Genomic DNA, 16,606 nt, shown 5'->3' with positions numbered 1-16,606 from the left:
TCATGGCCGATGCCGATGAAGCCGTCGCCGCCCGGCAGCGGATTGAAAACATTCGTCCCGGTTTCGATCACGGCCGCATGGCCCGCTCCGTATCCGATACAGACCGCGACCACCGAGACTCCAAGCAAGTATTTGATATTCATTGACGTCCCCTTTCTTACCCCAAATATTCAACCCAACTTACTTTAACATCTTACCCCGATAAACGCCTCGTACAACAAAAAAACCCCTGCGCAGCGGCGCAGGGGTTTGCAAACAACAACCGTAAATCGGTGTTTGTTTTATTGTTTTCTAAATATGGTCTTCAACCCATTGCTGCAACGCGCCCTTCGGCGCCGCGCCGACTTTCTGCGCCGCCAGTTCGCCATTCTTGAACAGCATCAGGGTCGGGATGCCGCGCACGCCGTATTTGCCGGGGGTTTGCGGGTTTTCGTCCACGTTGATCTTCACGATCTTCACCCGCTCGCCCATGGCGTCGGAAATCTCCTCCAGTGAGGGGCCGATCATCTTGCACGGGCCGCACCATTCGGCCCAGAAATCGACGACCACGGGCGTGTCGGACTTGAGGACATCCTGGTCGAACGAGGAGTCGGTGACGGGGCTGGTGGCCATGGCGGAAATCCTTCTCTGATGATGGCGCGGGGTTTGCCCACAAGCTAGGTAGCCGCGAGGCCTTCGTCAATCGAAGGCCACATCCACCGCCACCGGATCGAGCCGCGGCACTTCGGTCCAGAGCAAGGCCGCCTCGACCGCACGGTCCGGATAGACACCCCGCAACAGCGCCGCATAGGCCCGCATCTGCCGGGCATAGGCGGGCGGAACCGCCGTGGGCGAGGTCGGCGGCAGCCGATTGGTCTTGTAGTCGACGATCAACACCTTTGCCGGTGTCACCAGCAATCGGTCGACCGTGCCGCTGACGACCGCGCCAGCGACCAGCCCGGTCAACGGCGCCTCCACCAGCGCGTCGGCGGCGAACACCGGCGCGAAGGCGGGATCGTCCAGTACGGCAGCCACCGCGGCGACATGGGCCGCCCGCTCCGCCTCCGACAGGCCGGCATCGGCGAGCAGTCGCGCCGCCACCCTCTCGCGGGCCGCCGGGTCGACGCCGGGCAGGTGCTGCAACAGCCGGTGCAGCAGCGTGCCGCGCCGGAAAGCGGCGCTCGGCGCCGCCGCGCTCGCGCAGGGGCGAGCGCAGCGCCGGCGCCAGCGGGCTCGGCCGCGACGGCGCCAGGGGTCGGGCGGGGCTCGGCTCCGTCGGCGCGGGGCAAAGCGCCCAGTCCGGCAGGGGCGGCGGCGCCTCGACATCCCGTCGTGCGGCCACAGCCGGAAGCAATGGTTCGTCGCCCAGGACGAAACCGTCGCCGCTGTGGTCGCCGACCGCGATCGGGCTGGCCGTCATCGCCCCCTCCGCCACCAGCCGCTCGCACGCCTCCGCCACCATGGCATACCAAGTGGGGCTGGCCGAGCGCTGCCGGGTCTCCCAGCCGCAAATGTAAAGCCGGTCCTCGGCCCGGGTGAGGGCGACATAGAGCAGGCGGGCCTCCTCCTGGGTCTGCGCCTGATGGCGGTCGGCCAGCAGGGCGGCGGAGACCGGGTCGCGCGCCTTGCTGTCGCCCGCGCCCCAGATCCCGACATCGTCCCCGGTCCAGGCCAGTTGCGGGCGCTGGCCGCCGGCATCGCCCGGCGCCCGCGTCGTGTCCGGCAGAATGACGATCGGCGCTTGCAGACCCTTGGCGGCATGCACCGTCAGCAATCGCACCTCATCGCGGTCGCCGGTGTCCAGTTCGCGCTTGATCTCGACATCGTCGGCGGCGAGCCATTGCAGGAAGTGTTGCAAGGTGGGCGGATGGCGACGCGGAAACTCCAGGGCGAGCGACAGGAATTCGTCGACCGGATCGTCCGCCTCCGGCCCCAGATAGCCGCGGATCGCCGCCCGACCGCCGTCCTCGATCAGCAGCCGGCTGTAGAGCGCGAACGGCGCCAGGGTCGGGCCGACCCGGAGCCAGCCCGCCAGCCGCGCCGCATCGGCCCGGTCGGCCTCCGCCTCCTGCAGCGCCCGCCAGAGCGAGCCGGTGCGACCGGCACGGCCGGTGCAACCGGTTCGGCCATGCGCCAGCGCGAACAGGCGCTCGTCGCTCCAGCGGAAAAACGGCCCTTTCAGCACGGTGGCGAGCGTCAGGTCGTCCTCCGGCATCAACAGGAACTGGCCGAAGGCGACCAGATCCTGCACCGCCAGCTGGCGCGCCAGCGCCATGCGGTCGACGCCGGCCACCGGCACGCCCAGCCGCTTCAGCGCCAGCACCAGGGTGCGGCCGAAGCGGCGGCGGCGGCGCACCAGCACCATGATGTCGCCGGCGCGGATCGGCCGGCCGTCGGTCGCGTCCAGGGTCTCGCCGCTGGCGATCAGGTCCCGGATCTTGTGGGCGACCGCGTGGGCCAGCCGGTCCTCGGCATCCAGCCCCTGCTCATAGTCGCGCGGCAGTTGCCAGACATCGTCGATGGCGTCGGCGCCGCTCGGCGGCAGCAGCGGCCAGACCTCGACCCGGCCGGGCGCTTCGCGGCGGTGCGCGGTGTGGGAGACCGGCGTGTCGCCGACGCCGAGGCTCTGCGGGACACGGAACACCGCATCCACCAGGCGCAGCACCGGCGCGGCCGAGCGGAACGAGACCGTCAGCGGCACGTCGCGCCACTCCTGGCCGCTGGCCTCGGCGGCGGCGCGGAAGGCGACGCGGCTCTGGATGAAGCCGGCCGGGTCGGCGCCCTGGAAGCTGTAGATCGACTGTTTCGGATCGCCGACGGCAAACAGGGTGCGCCGGCCCCGCTCCACCCCCTCGCCGGCGAAAAACTCGGCGACCAGCCGCGCGATCACCTGCCATTGCGCCGGGTTGGTGTCCTGCGCCTCGTCCACCAGCACGTGGTCGATGCCCCGGTCGAGCTTGTAGTGCACCCAGGCAGCACCAGGGTCGATCAGCAGCGCGCGCATGCCCAGGATCAGGTCGTCATAGTCCAGCAGCGTGCGGGTCTGTTTCAGCGCCTCATAATGCGCCAACAGCGCGCCGGCGACGGTCAGCAGGGCGCTCGTGTCGGCCAAGGCCGTCGCCTTGGCCACGTCGCCGAACACCCGAACCAGGCGGTCCTGTTCGGCCTCCACGGTCTGGCGCAGCGCGACGTTCTTGAAGACTTTCATGCGGCCCAGTGCCAGCGGCGGGCCATCCTTGCGCAGGAACGCCCCGGCATAGCCTTGCAGATCGCGCCGCTCCGCCGGCGTCGCCAGGAAAACGTCAAGCGCCTCCGCCATGCGGGAGGGGGCCTGGGTGCCATCCGCGGCGAGCGGCGCGATGGCGGCCCGCAGTGCCTCCGCGTCGAATGCCCCGTCGGCACAGGCGGTTCGCAACACCGCCTCCGGCGTAGCGTCGGGCGCGATGCCGAGGGCCGCCGCCACCCGCTTCGCCGTCAGCTCCGCCAGGCGGCTGCGGTTCGCCGCGATCTCGGCGGCCAGCCGCGCAAAGCCGGTCTCGGAGAGGCGGGCCAGCACCCGGTCCCAGGCAACGGCGAGCGGCCCCGCCGGATCGTCGGTCACCGCCCGCACCAGCCGGTCGCGCGCCTGCACCAGCAACAGGCGCTGGTCGCGGTCCTCCAGCACCGCGAAATGGGGCGGCACCCGCGCCTCGACCGGGAAGCGTTGCAGCACGCCCTGGCAGAAAGCGTGCACCGTGTCGATGCGCACGCCACCCGGCGCTTCCTGCACGCGGGCGAACAGGCGCCGGGCACGGTCGAGCGTGTCGGCGTCCGGCGGCGCCCCCAGCAGGTCGGCCAGATGCCGGGCCAGTTCCGCATCCCCCACCCGCGCCCAGAGCGCCAGCCGGTCGGCCACCCGGTTCGCCATCTCGCCGGCGGCGGCCTTGGTGAAGGTCAGGCAGAGAATGCCGTGCGGCCGGGCGCCGGCCAGCAGCAGCGCCAGCACCCGGTCGGTCAGCACCTTGGTCTTGCCGGAGCCGGCGGATGCGTTCACCCAGGCGGACACCGCCGGGTCCGCGGCCAGGCGCTGGTCCCGGCTCGGATCGATCGCGGGCGGTACGGGCGTTCGGTCAGGCATCGCCACCCTCGTCCTGGCCGGTGCGGGCCAGATGGCGGTAGTCGCTGTAGCGCGGCGCCAACAGGGGCCGCGGCTCGGAGAGATAGGGCATGGTCGGGTCCGCGAACTGCGCCAGCAGCCGTTCCAGGCCGGCCCAGGCCTGCTCCGCGGCGGCGACCGGCTCGGTCTTCTCGGTCAGATCCTTGGCCTCGCCCGGAGTATCGCGGCCGCCGCCGACGGCCCAGGCTTCCAGCGCTTCCAGGTCGGCGCCAGCGTGCTGCTGCAAGACCAACATGCCCTCCAACGGCAATTGCGGAGACCAGGCCCGCGCGGCGCTGGCGGTCCAGGCCTTGTCCGGCGCCGGCTCCAGCGCCGGCAGGCTGCCGCTCTTGTAGTCGATGACGACGAAGCCGCCATCCTCCATCCGGTCGAGCCGGTCAAGCCGCGCCCGCAGGTCGACGCTGGTCCCGGCCACGCTCACCGGCCCGCGCAACTCGCGCTCGGTGGCCGCGGCGGCCAGGGCCGGCCAGCGCCCCGCCTCGTGGCCCGCATACCAGCCGGCCATGCGGCAGAAGCGGTGCCACCAGAAGGCGTGCACGCCGGGGCGGTCGCGGAAGGGCGCGAACGCCTGCTCGCCCAGCGCCAGCAATTGCGCCGGCGCATCCTCCGGCCAGACGCCCGGCGTCAGCGTCGCAACGAAGGCGTGCAGCACATGGTGCAGGGTGTTGCCGCGGTCGGCGGCATCCGGTTCCTGGTCGATGGCCTCCAGGGGATAGAGGCGCAGAATGTGACGGGCATAATGGCCATAGGGGTCGCGCACCCAGCGCTCGACATCGCTGACCGAGAGGTCGCGGAAGCGGGCCTCGACCGGCGGCGCCACCGCTGGCAGGTCCGGCGGCGGGCCGCCCGCGGCCGGGTCCAGGGCCGCGGCCCAGGCGAGCCATCGCTCGGCACCCTCGGCCAGCGGGTTCGGCGTGCGGTCGCCGATGGCGCCGGCGGCCTGCCGTGCCGCCAGTTCCAGCCGCGCGAGCCAGCGGGCCGGCACGGTCGGAGCGCCGCCCACCCGCTCAGCCCGGGTCAGCATCACCTCCGGCGCGGCCAGCGCCTGTGCGAAATCGTGCGCGGCCAGGCCGATGCGCCATTCCGGCAGCGGCAGGCCGAAATTCTGGCGCATGTGCCGGCCCATCCACGGGTCCCGCTCCGGCTCCGGCGGCCAGGAGCCCTCGTTCAGGCCGCCCAGAATGGCCAGGTCCGGACATTGCAGCCGCGCCTCCAGCGGCCCGAGAATGGCGAGTCGCGGGTGTTTGCCATAGCGCGGCCGCACGGTCTGGCCGGCCAGCAATTCCTCGAACACGGCCGGATAGTCGCGCGCGCCCACCGCGCCGAACGCCTCAGCCGCGGCCAGCAGGCCGTCCAGCGCCAGCGCCGCCGCCTCGCCGGCCTCGTCGGCCCAGAGCCGTTCCGCGCCCGCCTGTTCCGCGCCCGCCTGCTCCGCGCCCACCTTCTCCTGGCCCGCCTGCTCCGCGCTGGCGGCCAGGGCCTCGGCGGCCCGCACATGCGCCGTCAGCCAGTCGGTGAGCGGTGCGTCCCGCCGGGCAGCCACCGCGGCCAGCGGCGCCAAGGCGGCCTCGATCCGCTCCAACAGCGGCGCGAGTGCGGTTGCAGTATCGGCGTTGGCCGGATCGGCCGCCAGCGCGGCTCGTAGCCCGGCCACGCCGGGGCCGGGCCGCAGTCCGCGCAGAGCCGCGCGCTCCAGGCGGCGCACCTCGGCCCGGTCGACAGCCGCCAACTCGTGTTTCAACAGCGCCAGCAGCGACACCGGCGCCAGTTCGTTGCACGCGGCCTCCGCCACCAAGCGCAGATAGAGGCCGGGCGGCGTCTCCAGCAGCGGCTCGCCGGCGGAATCGTCGACGGCGATCCGCCAGCGCGCCAGTTCCGCCGCCACCCGCCGTGCCAGACCGCGGTCGGCGGTCACCAGCGCCGCGGTCTCCTCGCCGGTCCGTTCCAGGAAGTCGCGGAGCGCAAGCGCAATGGTGCGCGCCTCCGCCTCCGGCCCCGGCGCGGCAACGAGGGTCACGCCCGCCCCCGACACCTCGGCGGCGGACAAGGGTGCGACGGAGGACTCGGTGGCCGGCGGTGCCTCGGCCGGGCGCAGGGCCCGGCGCAACAGGGCGGCGCGTTGCTGCTGGCGCCGGGCGGTGTGCGGGTCGGGACCGCCCCGATCCGAACCGCCGGATGCGGGCCAGGGCCGCACCGCCGACCGGTCGGCCTCCAGGCTTCCGAGCAAGCGAGAGAGGCCGTATTGCGGATGCCCTTCCGGCAGGCAGTCCCAGGCCTCCGGGTCCAGGTCGGTGTCGAGGCCCGGCAGCACCACGGCGCCGGCCGGCAGGGCCAGGATCGCCCGCATCAGCCGCGCCGTCGCCGGCAGCGAGCCGGTCGAGCCGGCGGCGATCACCGGCGTTGGCGGCGGATCCGCCGCCCAGGCGGCGATCTGGGCGTCGATCACGGCCTTGCGCCGCTCGACCGCGTCCATCACCCCTTGCTCCGCGAGAATCCCCGGCCAGTTGTCGGTCAGGATTTCCAGGAAAGTCAGGGTCTCGCCCCAGTGGTCGGCGTATTCCGCCGGCACGAGGTCGGCCAGTTTCGCCGGGTCGCGGTCGTGGATCTGCACCTGGTCGAGCCACTGCCCCAGCGCCTCGGCCAGTTTCAGCGCCTGGTCGGGGCTGAGGGCCTGGTCGGGATTCTGGACCTGGTCGCGCTTCTGGATCAGGCGCGCCAGCAGCAATTGGCGGCGCAGCGGGGCAATCGGCGGTGGCAGATCGGCGATGGTACCGGCCGCGCCGAACGCCTCCGCCTGCCAGTCCTCGGGGTCGAGATCGCCGAGCGGCTCCAGCTTCGGCAGCAACAGCGGCCGGCCGTCGCTGACCCGCAAGAACGCATCGGCCATGGCGAGGCAGGCGCGCCGGGTCGGCAGGAACAGCCGCACCCGGCTGAGTGCGGCCGGGTCGTCGCCCAGGCGCACCAGCAGGCCGCGGGCGAGCGCGTCCAGAAACGGGGTTCCGGCCGGAATGGTGTAAAGGCCGGTCGGCGTCGCGCCGCCGCTCACCAGAGCGTCCCCTGGCGCGCGTGCAGCAACGCCTCGCTCGCCAGATGCAGGCGTTCCGGCGTGCCGGCGTCGATCCAGTCCCCTTCGAAGCGCAGGCCGTAGAGCCGGCCCCGCTCGGCCGCCCGGTCGTAAATGCGATTCAGCGAAAACGCACCGGCCGGCGCGTCGACAAAGGCGCGGGGCGAGAGGATCTGCGCGCCGGTGAAGACAAAGGGCGCCAGGGTCGAGGCGGGCCGCCGCACCAGCCGGCCGTCCGGCTGCATGGTGAAATCGCCGCGGCCGTCATAGCCCTGGGCCTTGACGGTCGGCGCCAGCAGCAACAGCACGTCCATGCGGTCGTCCTGCCAGGCCTCGGCAAGGCGCAGCAGCGAGCGACCGGGTGGATCGAGCCAGATCACGTCGCTGTTCAGCACGTAAAACGGCGTCAGCCCCAGCCAGCGCAGCGCCCGCGCGACGCCGCCGCCGGTCTCCAGCAGGTCCCGCTCGCGCGAGAGGTGCAGACAGGACACGGGCCAGCGGCGCACATGATCCTCCACCCGCTCCGCCAGATGGTGGGTGTTGACCACGTATTCGCGCACGCCCGCCGCCTGCAATTGTTGCAAGGCCAGGTCGATCAGCGCATGGCCGCCGGCCCGGATCAGCGGCTTCGGCGTGGTCGCGGTCAGGCTGGCGAGGCGGGTGCCGCGACCGGCGGCCAGGATCATGGCGCGATGCGGCGGCGGGCAAAGGCTCATGCGGCGGGCTCCGGTAGGCCGGGGATGGGGCGGTCGCCGGCCGGCCAGTGCTCCGCCAGCCATGCGGCCATCGGGGCCAGCGCCGGCTCGCGCGCCAGGCAGAGGTCGACCAGGCCCCACATGCGAGGGATGTGGCGCAGATAGCCGTGCTTGCCGTCGCGCCGCGACACCCGGGCAAAAATGCCGAAATTCTTCAGATGCCGTTGCAGGCCGAGTGTCCAATAGGCCCGCTCGTCGTGCAGGGCGGGGCCGCGGCAGCATAGCGGCGCGCATCGCGTCCGCCAGCGCCGGGTCCACATCGCGCCGCTCGTCCTGCAACAGCGAGACCAGGTCATAGGCGGGCGGGCCGATCAGCGCGTCCTGAAAATCGAGCAGGCCGCACGCACGGACGCCGTCGCGGCCGGCTACCACCATCAGATTGTCGACGTGAAAGTCGCGGTGCACCAGCACCGGCGGACGGGCGTCCAGCACCGGAACCAGGATCGCGTCCAGCGCCTCCAGAAAGGTTCCGCGCACAGTCGCTGACGGCGCCGCACCCCGCGGGCCAATACCAGTCGAACGCATGAGCAGAGTCGTCTCGTTCCGGAAAAAGCCCAGGTCATAGGCAGGCACCTCAATGGCGGTGGCGTCGGCACGGGATTGCAGCGCCACCAGCGTGTCCACCGCCCGCGCGTAGAGCGGGCGCCGGATCGCGCCGGCGTCCAGCAGGCGGGTGAAGGTGGCGTCGCCGATCCTCCCCAGCGCGAACCCCTGGCCGTAGTCCACCGCCGGGACCTCCGGCGCAGACAAACGCCGAGATGGCGAAGATGGGCCGCAACCGGTGACGAAGGGCGAAGCGGCTCCTTAGTCCGGCAGCGCGTCCATCAGCAGGGCCGGATACGGCCCGCCGGTGAGGCGCCGGTAGCTGCGGTAGGAACAATCCGCCGAACGGGGACCAGGGCTCGCATCGCCGAAACCATGCTGCCGCAGGAACGCGCTCGCGAGGGCGTCGCGGTTCATCGTCGGCCTCCTTGTGTCCCGGACGGTGCAGAGCGCCGATCCGGGGCCGGTCTCAGCCTTCGAACACCCAACACCCTCATGCCACCAGCCTCCCGCTCAGGCGTTCGCGCCAACGCTCGTCCTCCGCCTCGAACACGGCCCGCCGGCCGGCGCCGGCTTCCTCCAGGCGCAGCCAGAGCGTCGCGGACGGCAGGGCGTCGCCGGCGCGCTCCGGCCATTCCACCAGGGCCACTCCCGCCGCCAGGGCCTCGTCCCAGCCGAGTTCGAGCAATTCGTCCGGTCCGCCCAGGCGATAGAGGTCGAAATGCCAGATCGCCGGTCCGTCGGCCGGCTCATAGGTCTGCACCAGGGTGAAGGTCGGGCTCGGCACCGGCTCGTCCCGTCCCAGCGCCGCCTGGATCAGGCCGCGGGCGAGCGTCGTCTTGCCGGCGCCCAGGTCGCCCTCCAGCGCCAGCACGTCGCCGGCCGCCAGCACGAGCGCCAGCCGGCCGCCCAGGCGGCGCGTCGCGGCCTCGTCGGCCAGGGTGAGAGTGAGCAGCGTCTGCATGCCCGAATTATAGCCGCGTCCGGCACGGGCGCTAAAGCCTTTGCGGCCATACGCGCTGTTGCGCCCGGCGTCCCGCGGGATAGGGTGCGCCCCGAACCGACGACCCGAGGAGGCGCCGCCATGGCCGACACCCACACCCTCGTTCTGATTCGCCACGGCCAGAGCCAGTGGAACCTGGAAAACCGCTTCACCGGCTGGAAGGATGTCGACCTGACCGAAGCCGGCCAGGAGGAGGCGCGCCGCGGCGGCCGCCTGCTGCGCGAGGGCGGCTACGACTTCGACGCCTGCTACACCAGCGTGCTGACCCGCGCGATCAAGACCCTGAACATCGCCCTGGAAGAAATGGACCGGCTCTGGCTGCCGGTGACCAAGGACTGGCGCCTGAACGAGCGCCACTACGGCGCGCTCCAGGGCCTGAACAAGGCGGAAACCGCCGAGAAGCACGGCGCCGACCAGGTGTTCATCTGGCGCCGCAGCTTCGACATCCCGCCGCCGGCCCTGACTGCCGACGACGAGCGCTATCCGGTCAACGACCCGCGCTACCGCAACCTGCCGAAAGAGGTCATCCCGCTGACGGAGAGCCTGAAGACCACCATCGAGCGCGTGCTGCCCTATTGGGAGGCCGAAATCGCGCCGAAGATCCGGGCGGGCCAGCGCCTCATCATCTCCGCCCACGGCAATTCGATCCGGGCGCTGGTCAAGCATCTGGAAGGCCTGTCGGACGAGGAAATCCCGCTGGTGGAAATCCCGACCGGCGTTCCACTGGTCTACAAGCTGAATGCCGACCTGAAATCGGTGAAGAAATTCTACCTGGGTCAGGAGAAAGAGGCCGCCTGAGGGGCCTTCACTCCGAACAGACCTGAACTTTCCAGAGTCATTTTCCCCGACAAAGCCCGGCCCCTTGCCTGGCTTTGTTGCGTTTCCGCGACCCGCGCTGCCCCAAGCTGCCCCAAGCTGCGACGTATTGCCTTGCCGGTCCGCCGGAATTGCCTGACACTGGCCGTCCTCAACCACAAGCAAACACGGAGGAACGCCAATGTTGGGACGATCGGGCCAAAGGCCCTGTCGCAAGAGAGGCTGGGGCATTGCCGCGGCCATCGGTGCCATCGCCCTGGCCAGCCTGGCCAGTGCGGCGCCGGCGCTGGCCCAGAAACAGGGCGGCGTGCTGCGGGTCTATAACAGCTCCAACCCACCCAGCCTCTCGATCCACGAGGAAGGCACCATCGCGACCGTGATGCCGATGATGGCGGTGTTCAACAATCTGGTGCTGTCCGACCAGTCGAAGCCGAAAAGCTCCATCGACACCGTGGTGCCGGACCTGGCCGAGAGCTGGTCCTATGACGACAGCCAGACCAACCTGACCTTCAAGCTGCGCCAGGGCGTGAAATGGCACGACGGCCAGCCGTTCACCGCCAAGGACGTCAAATGCACCTGGGACTGGGTCAGCGGCCTCGCCAAAAGCGGCTTCCGCAAAAACCCGCGCAAGGTCTGGTTCGACAATCTGAAAGAGATCACCGTCGATAACGACTACGAGGTGACCTTCCATCTGAATGACCCGCAGCCCTCGCTGCTGACATTGCTGGCGTCCGGCCACTCGCCGGTCTATCCCTGCCATGTCCCGGCCAAGACCATGCGCACCGCGCCCATCGGCACCGGCCCGTTCATGTTCAAGGACTTCCAGAGCAACGCCTCGATCCGGGTCGAGCGCAATCCGAACTACTGGAAGGCGGGCATGCCCTATCTGGACGCGATCCAGTGGACGCTGATCCGCAGCCGGCCGACCCGCATCCTGGCCTTCACCGCCGGCGAGTTCGACCTGACCTTTATCGGCGACGTGACCATGCCGCTGCTGGGCCAGGTGAAGGAGCAGGACCCGGAGGCGATCTGCAAGCTGGCGCCGACCAATGTTACGGTGAATCTGGCGGTGAACCGCACCAGCCCGCCCTTCGACGATCCGGACCTGCGCAAGGCGATGGAACTGGCGCTCGACCGGCAAAGCTTCATCGACATCGTCACGCACGGGGTCGGCCTGATCAGCGGCGCGATGCTGCCGCCGCCCGAAGGCGCCTGGGGCATGCCGGCGGAGGAATTGAACAAGCTGGAAGCCTATGCCGGCACGGTGGACGAGCGGCGCGCGAAGGCCCGCCAGATCATGGAGGCGAAAGGCTATGGCCCCAACAACAAGCTGAAGATCAAGGTCTCGACCCGCGACTTCACCGCCTACAAGGACCCGGCGGTGATCCTGGTCGACCAGTTGAACCAGATCTATTTCGATGCCGAGTTGGAAATCGTCGAATCGTCGCTGTATTTCGGCCGCATGATCAAGGGCAACTACCAGGTGGCGCTGAACCTGACCGGCTCCAGCGTCGACGATCCGGACGCGGTGCTGAAGGCCAACTATCTCTGCGGTGCGCAGAACAACTACACCAACTACTGCAACCCCGAGATCGACACGTTGATCCACGCCCAGTCGCGCGAGACCGACCCGGTGAAGCGCAAGGCCATTGTCTGGGATATCGAACGGGCGTTGATCCGCGACGGTGCCCGGCCGATGATCTACCAAGGCAATGTCAACACCTGCTGGCAGCCCTATCTCAAGGGCATCGTCCGCAAGGAGGACAGCATCTACAACGACTGGCGCTTCGAACAGATGTGGTTCGACAAATAGCGCCACCACCCGACCGATCCGTTTGAGGGAGATTTCGCCCATGTCCATGATTCTCGGCGAAGGCGCCTATCGCTACGAAGTCCGGAACGACTGGGCGAAACTCCCGGACGGATGGCAGTTCGACGACGTGGCCGCCGTCGCGGTCGACGCAAACGACAATGTGTACGCCTTCAACCGGGGCGAACACCCGATGATCGTGTTCGACCGCGACGGCAATTTCCTGCGCTCGTGGGGCGAGGGCGTGTTCACCCGCGCCCACGGCGTGCATATCGGCCGCGACGGCACGCTCTGGTGCACCGACGACGGCGACCACACCGTCCGCCAGGTGACGCCGGAGGGCAAGGTGCTGCTGACGCTCGGCATCGCCGGCAAGCCTGCCGCCTATATGAGCGGCCTGCCCTTCCACCGCTGCACCCACACCGCCCAGTCGCCGGAGGGCGACGTCTATGTCTCCGACGGCTATGGCAACAGCCGCGTGCACAAATATTCGCCGGACGGCAAGCTGCTGTTCTCGTGGGGCGAGCCCGGCACCGACCCCGGCCAGTTCAACATCGCCCACAATATCTGCTGCGACGCCGATGGCTGGGTCTATGTCGCCGACCGGGAGAACCACCGCGTCCAGGTGTTCGACAAGAACGGCAAGTACGAGACCCAGTGGGGCAACATGCACCGGCCCTGCGGCCTCTGCATGTGCGGCGCCGGCACCAGCAATTTCTATATCGGCGAGCTGGGCCCCGGCATGAATGTCAACATGGCCCTGCCGAATATCGGCCCCCGCGTCTCGGTCGTCTCCAACACCGGCGAGACCATCGCCCGCATCGGCCATCTGGGCCCCGGCACGGCGCCGAACCAGTTCCTGGCGCCGCACGGCCTGGCGGTGGACCGGCACGGCGACATCTATGTGGGCGAGGTCAGCTTCACCAACCAGCGCAATCTGGGCAAGCCGGTCGGGCCGGAAACGGTGACGCTCCGGAAGTTGGTGAAAGTGGCAGAGTAGGCTAGGCTCCGCCAAACCCGACAGACGAGGACCCGTCCATGATCGACGCCTATTACTGGCCGACGCCGAACGGCTGGAAGCTCTCCATTGCGCTGGAGGAAATGGGGCTGGATTACACCGTGATCCCCATCAATATCGGCAAGGGGGACCAGTTCCAGCCGGAGTTCCTGAAGGTCAGCCCGAACAACCGCATCCCGGCCATCGTCGATCACGACCCGCCGGGCGGCGGCGCACCCATCAGCGTGTTCGAGACCGGAGCCATCCTGCTCTATCTGGCGAACAAGACCGGCCTGTTCTATCCGGGAGACCTGCGCCGGCGCACAGAGGTGCACGAATGGCTGATGTGGCAGATCGGCGGCCTCGGCCCGATGATTGGCCAGGCCGGGCATTTCAAGCTCTACCATTCCGAGAAAATCCCCTACGCCATCGACCGCTATCATGCGGAAATGCTGCGGCTCTACGGCGTGCTCGACAGGCGGCTGGAGGGGCGGGAATACATTGTCGACGACTTCTCCATCGCCGACATCGCCTGCTGGCCCTGGATCATCACCTACAAGCGGCAGGAAGTGGATCTGCAAGGCCAGTTCCCCAATGTCTACCGCTGGTACAAGCTCTGCCAGAGCCGGCCGGCGCTGCGCCGCGGCTATGAGGTGGGCAAGGAATTCGGCAAGCCGAACAAGGGCTGGAGCGAGGAAACCCGCAAGAACATGATGCCCCAGAACCAGGTGAAGCCGTAAGGCCGACCGCGCGTCCCTCCCCTCTCGGCGTCATTGCGAGAAGCCCGGCGGAACGCCGGGCGACGCGGCAATCCATCGGCGCCGCCGCTGGATTGCTTCGTCGGCTGCGCCTTCTCGCAATGACGCCTGATGTTAACTTTGCAATCGTGTGAGCCCCCCCAATGTCCATCACCATCAACGGCATGGCCCATGTCATCCTGACCGTGAGCCAGTTCGAGAAATCCCGCGACTTCTATTGCGAATTGCTGCCGTTTCTCGGCATGACCAAGGTCTATGACGGCAACAATTTCGTCTACCATGTCGGCGCCCGCACCGCGCTCGGCATCCAGCGCTGTTCGGACGAGCATGCCGGCGAAAAATTCGTGCAGAACCGCGTCGGCCTGCACCATCTCTGCTTCCGCGCCCGCTCGCGCGAGGACGTGGACGCGCTTTATGCCAAGCTGACGGCGATGGGTGCCCATATCGACCGCGGCCCGGTCGAGGGCGACTGGGCGCCCGGCTATTACTACATCGTGTTCGAGGACCCGGACGGCATCCGGCTGGAGATCAACTACCTGCCGGGCAAGGGCTTGCTGGCCGGCGAGGACGGCCCCCTCAACCCGTCCGACGACCCGGACTGGGACCAGAACCCGCCGGCCAAGACCTGACAGCGGACGAGCCGGGGGCTTCCCCCGGCAAAGGCCCGGTGTTTCCCGGACTTGATCCGGGACCGGTTTCGGAGTGAGACTCAGCCCCCGGCCCCGGATCAAGTCCGGGGCACAGAAAACGACCCCGGATCAGGTCCGGGGAACACAAGAATGAGAAATAGTTAGGGACCCCGCCCATGACCGCCCCGCCCATGACCGCCCCGACCGACACCCACGATCTCACCGCCCGCAACGGCCTGGCGCATGTCATCGGCGATACGGGCATTTCCCTCTGGCGCGAGCCGATCCCCGTCGCCTTCAAGCGCACCGTGGCCGCCCACGGGCCCCGCGAGGCCGCCGTGTTCTGCGAACAGGGCGTGCGCTGGACCTGGGACGAGTTCGACCGCGAGGTGGACGCGCTGGCGGGCGGCCTGCTGAAGCTGGGCCTCGCCAAGGGCGACCGGGTCGGCATCTGGTCGCCGAACCGCTATGAGTGGCTGCTGACCCAGTACGCCACCGCCCGCGTCGGCCTGGTGCTCACCACCATCAACCCGGCCTACCGCCTGGCCGAGGTCGAATACGTGCTGAACAAGGTGCAGGCCAAGGCGCTGGTCACCGCCGTCGCCTTCAAGTCCAGCGACTATGTCGGCATGGTCCAAACGCTGGCGCCGGAACTGGAAACCTGCGCGCCGGGGGCGCTCAAGGCGGCGAAGCTGCCGCATCTGCGCGCCGTCATCCGCGTCGGCGAGGACAAGACCCCCGGCATGCTCAATTTCGGCGACGTGGTCGCAAGCGGCCGCGACACGCCCGCCGCCACGTTGGATGCGATCACGGCGACGCTGGACCCGGACGACGCCATCAACATCCAGTTCACCTCCGGCACCACCGGCGCGCCGAAAGGGGCGACGCTGTCTCACGTCAACATCCTGAACAATGGCCGCTTCACCGTCGCCCACCAGAGTTTCACCGAGCGGGACCGGCTGTGCATCCCGGTGCCGCTCTACCACTGTTTCGGCATGGTGATGGGCACGCTCGGCTGCGTTTCGACGGGCGCGACCATGGTGTTCCCGTCGGAAGGCTTCGACCCGAACACGGCCTTGCAGGCGCTCTCGGACGAGCGCTGCACGGCGATCTATGGCGTGCCGACCATGTTCGTCGCCATGCTGGGCCATCCGGAGTTGAAAGGCTTCGACCTCTCGCCGTTGCGCACCGGCGTCATGGCCGGCGCCCCCTGCCCGATCGAGGTGATGAAGCAGTGCGTGGCTGAGATGAATCTCCGCGAGGTCACCATCGCCTATGGCATGACCGAGACCAGCCCGGTCTCGTTCCAGACCTCGAAGGACGACCCGCTGGAGCGCGCCGTCTCCACCGTCGGCCGCATTCACCCGCACGTGGAATGCAAGATCGTCGACGAGACCGGCGCCACGGTGAAGCCCGGCGTGCAGGGCGAGCTTTGCACCCGCGGCTACAGCGTCATGAAGGGCTATTGGGACGAGCCGGAAAAGACCGCCGACAGCATCGACGCCGACGGCTGGATGCATTCCGGCGACCTGGCGGTGTTCGACACAGAAGGCTATGCCAACATCACCGGCCGGGTGAAGGACATGGTCATCCGCGGCGGCGAGAACGTCTATCCGCGCGAGATCGAGGAATACCTGTTCCGCCACCCCGCCATCCAGGAGGTGCAGGTGTTCGGCGTGCCCGACCACCGCATGGGCGAGGAAGTGGCCGCCTGGATCGTACCGAAAGCCGGCCAAAGCCTGACCGAGGAGGACGTGAAGGCGTTCTGCCACGGCCAGATCGCGCACTACAAAATCCCGCGCTATGTGCGCTTCGTGCGCGAACTGCCGATGACCGTCACCGGCAAGCCGCAGAAATTCCTGATGCGCGACGCCATGATCGAGGAACTGGGCCTGACCGTCGACAAGACGGCGTGAGGCCGGCCTCCGCGGCCGTTGGCTAGGCTCAGGTCCTTTTCCTTCCAGCTTCGCCGGCACTCGGCCACTTCCATCCCCGCCCCAAACTCGATTTGGGGCCCACGCCTGAGAGGTCACCACAAAGCCCGGACCTTGTGGGACACTCTCAGGCATGGCCCCCGGCTCAAGGCCGGGGAAGCG

At 69.1% G+C, this 16,606-nt stretch carries 12 protein-coding genes and 1 pseudogene; 7 read left to right on the top strand and 6 right to left on the bottom strand.

The window, feature by feature from the left end; all coding sequences use genetic code 11:
- The first annotated feature begins 2 nt into the window (after positions 1 to 2).
- Entirely contained in the window at positions 3 to 146 is a 144-nt protein-coding gene (locus H6844_19455) for a hypothetical protein (protein MCB9931580.1), read from the top strand.
- A gap of 145 nt (positions 147 to 291) precedes the next feature.
- Here H6844_19455 and trxA read toward each other — a convergent pair whose 3' ends face one another.
- The 6 genes and pseudogenes from trxA to tsaE form a co-directional block, all read right to left on the bottom strand.
- Positions 292 to 612 (bottom strand): thioredoxin TrxA, encoded by a 321-nt coding sequence (gene trxA, locus H6844_19450; GenBank protein ID MCB9931579.1) that lies wholly within the window; start codon positions 610 to 612, stop codon positions 292 to 294.
- A gap of 66 nt (positions 613 to 678) precedes the next feature.
- Positions 679 to 4,096: pseudogene (gene addA / locus H6844_19445) on the bottom strand (double-strand break repair helicase AddA).
- Positions 4,089 to 7,181 (bottom strand): double-strand break repair protein AddB, encoded by a 3,093-nt coding sequence (gene addB, locus H6844_19440; GenBank protein MCB9931578.1) that lies wholly within the window; start codon positions 7,179 to 7,181, stop codon positions 4,089 to 4,091. Before addB ends, addA begins: the two are co-directional and overlap by 8 nt.
- On the bottom strand, positions 7,178 to 8,680 hold the full coding sequence (locus tag H6844_19435) for a phosphotransferase (protein MCB9931577.1): 1,503 nt from the start codon (positions 8,678 to 8,680) through the stop codon (positions 7,178 to 7,180). The genes addB and H6844_19435 overlap by 4 nt, the downstream gene beginning before the upstream one ends.
- Before the next feature lie 78 nt (positions 8,681 to 8,758).
- Positions 8,759 to 8,914: a hypothetical protein gene (locus H6844_19430; GenBank protein ID MCB9931576.1), complete on the bottom strand. Its 156-nt coding sequence runs from the start codon at positions 8,912 to 8,914 to the stop codon at positions 8,759 to 8,761.
- Positions 8,915 to 8,990: 76 nt separating this feature from the next.
- Positions 8,991 to 9,461 (bottom strand): tRNA (adenosine(37)-N6)-threonylcarbamoyltransferase complex ATPase subunit type 1 TsaE, encoded by a 471-nt coding sequence (gene tsaE / locus H6844_19425; GenBank protein ID MCB9931575.1) that lies wholly within the window; start codon positions 9,459 to 9,461, stop codon positions 8,991 to 8,993.
- A 120-nt stretch (positions 9,462 to 9,581) separates the two neighbouring features.
- Here tsaE and gpmA point away from each other — a divergent pair, with 120 nt between their 5' ends.
- The 6 genes from gpmA (at position 9,582) to H6844_19395 (ending at position 16,426) form a co-directional block, all read left to right on the top strand.
- Positions 9,582 to 10,298, top strand: coding sequence for a 2,3-diphosphoglycerate-dependent phosphoglycerate mutase (gpmA, locus tag H6844_19420; protein MCB9931574.1), 717 nt, complete (start codon positions 9,582 to 9,584; stop codon positions 10,296 to 10,298).
- Positions 10,299 to 10,497: 199 nt separating this feature from the next.
- The gene (locus tag H6844_19415) at positions 10,498 to 12,129 is read left to right on the top strand and encodes an ABC transporter substrate-binding protein (protein ID MCB9931573.1); all 1,632 of its coding nucleotides are present in this window, start codon (positions 10,498 to 10,500) and stop codon (positions 12,127 to 12,129) included.
- Between the two features lie 40 nt (positions 12,130 to 12,169).
- Positions 12,170 to 13,126, top strand: coding sequence for a hypothetical protein (locus H6844_19410; protein ID MCB9931572.1), 957 nt, complete (start codon positions 12,170 to 12,172; stop codon positions 13,124 to 13,126).
- Positions 13,127 to 13,164: 38 nt separating this feature from the next.
- Complete coding sequence (locus H6844_19405) at positions 13,165 to 13,863, top strand: glutathione S-transferase N-terminal domain-containing protein (GenBank protein ID MCB9931571.1); 699 nt, start codon at positions 13,165 to 13,167, stop codon at positions 13,861 to 13,863.
- Between the two features lie 161 nt (positions 13,864 to 14,024).
- Positions 14,025 to 14,510, top strand: a complete 486-nt coding sequence (locus H6844_19400; protein ID MCB9931570.1) for a VOC family protein — start codon at positions 14,025 to 14,027, stop codon at positions 14,508 to 14,510.
- Between the two features lie 191 nt (positions 14,511 to 14,701).
- On the top strand, positions 14,702 to 16,426 hold the full coding sequence (locus H6844_19395; protein ID MCB9931569.1) for an AMP-binding protein: 1,725 nt from the start codon (positions 14,702 to 14,704) through the stop codon (positions 16,424 to 16,426).
- The last annotated feature ends 180 nt before the right edge of the window (positions 16,427 to 16,606 follow it).

The sequence above is a fragment of the Alphaproteobacteria bacterium genome (assembly GCA_020638555.1).
Taxonomy (GTDB): domain Bacteria; phylum Pseudomonadota; class Alphaproteobacteria; order Bin95; family Bin95; genus JACKII01.
Note: the sequence above shows the minus strand (reverse complement) of the source record. Positions and strands in the feature narration are given on the sequence as shown.

What these genes read in the sequence shown, in the direction of transcription:
- H6844_19455 (MCB9931580.1), top strand. Translation starts at nt 3, where the DNA reads ATGGCCGATGCCGATGAAGCCGTCGCCGCCCGGCAGCGGATTGAAAAC.
- trxA (MCB9931579.1), bottom strand. Translation starts at nt 612, where the DNA reads ATGGCCACCAGCCCCGTCACCGACTCCTCGTTCGACCAGGATGTCCTC.
- H6844_19430 (MCB9931576.1), bottom strand. Translation starts at nt 8,914, where the DNA reads ATGAACCGCGACGCCCTCGCGAGCGCGTTCCTGCGGCAGCATGGTTTC.
- tsaE (MCB9931575.1), bottom strand. Translation starts at nt 9,461, where the DNA reads ATGCAGACGCTGCTCACTCTCACCCTGGCCGACGAGGCCGCGACGCGC.
- gpmA (MCB9931574.1), top strand. Translation starts at nt 9,582, where the DNA reads ATGGCCGACACCCACACCCTCGTTCTGATTCGCCACGGCCAGAGCCAG.
- H6844_19415 (MCB9931573.1), top strand. Translation starts at nt 10,498, where the DNA reads ATGTTGGGACGATCGGGCCAAAGGCCCTGTCGCAAGAGAGGCTGGGGC.
- H6844_19410 (MCB9931572.1), top strand. Translation starts at nt 12,170, where the DNA reads ATGTCCATGATTCTCGGCGAAGGCGCCTATCGCTACGAAGTCCGGAAC.
- H6844_19405 (MCB9931571.1), top strand. Translation starts at nt 13,165, where the DNA reads ATGATCGACGCCTATTACTGGCCGACGCCGAACGGCTGGAAGCTCTCC.
- H6844_19400 (MCB9931570.1), top strand. Translation starts at nt 14,025, where the DNA reads ATGTCCATCACCATCAACGGCATGGCCCATGTCATCCTGACCGTGAGC.
- H6844_19395 (MCB9931569.1), top strand. Translation starts at nt 14,702, where the DNA reads ATGACCGCCCCGACCGACACCCACGATCTCACCGCCCGCAACGGCCTG.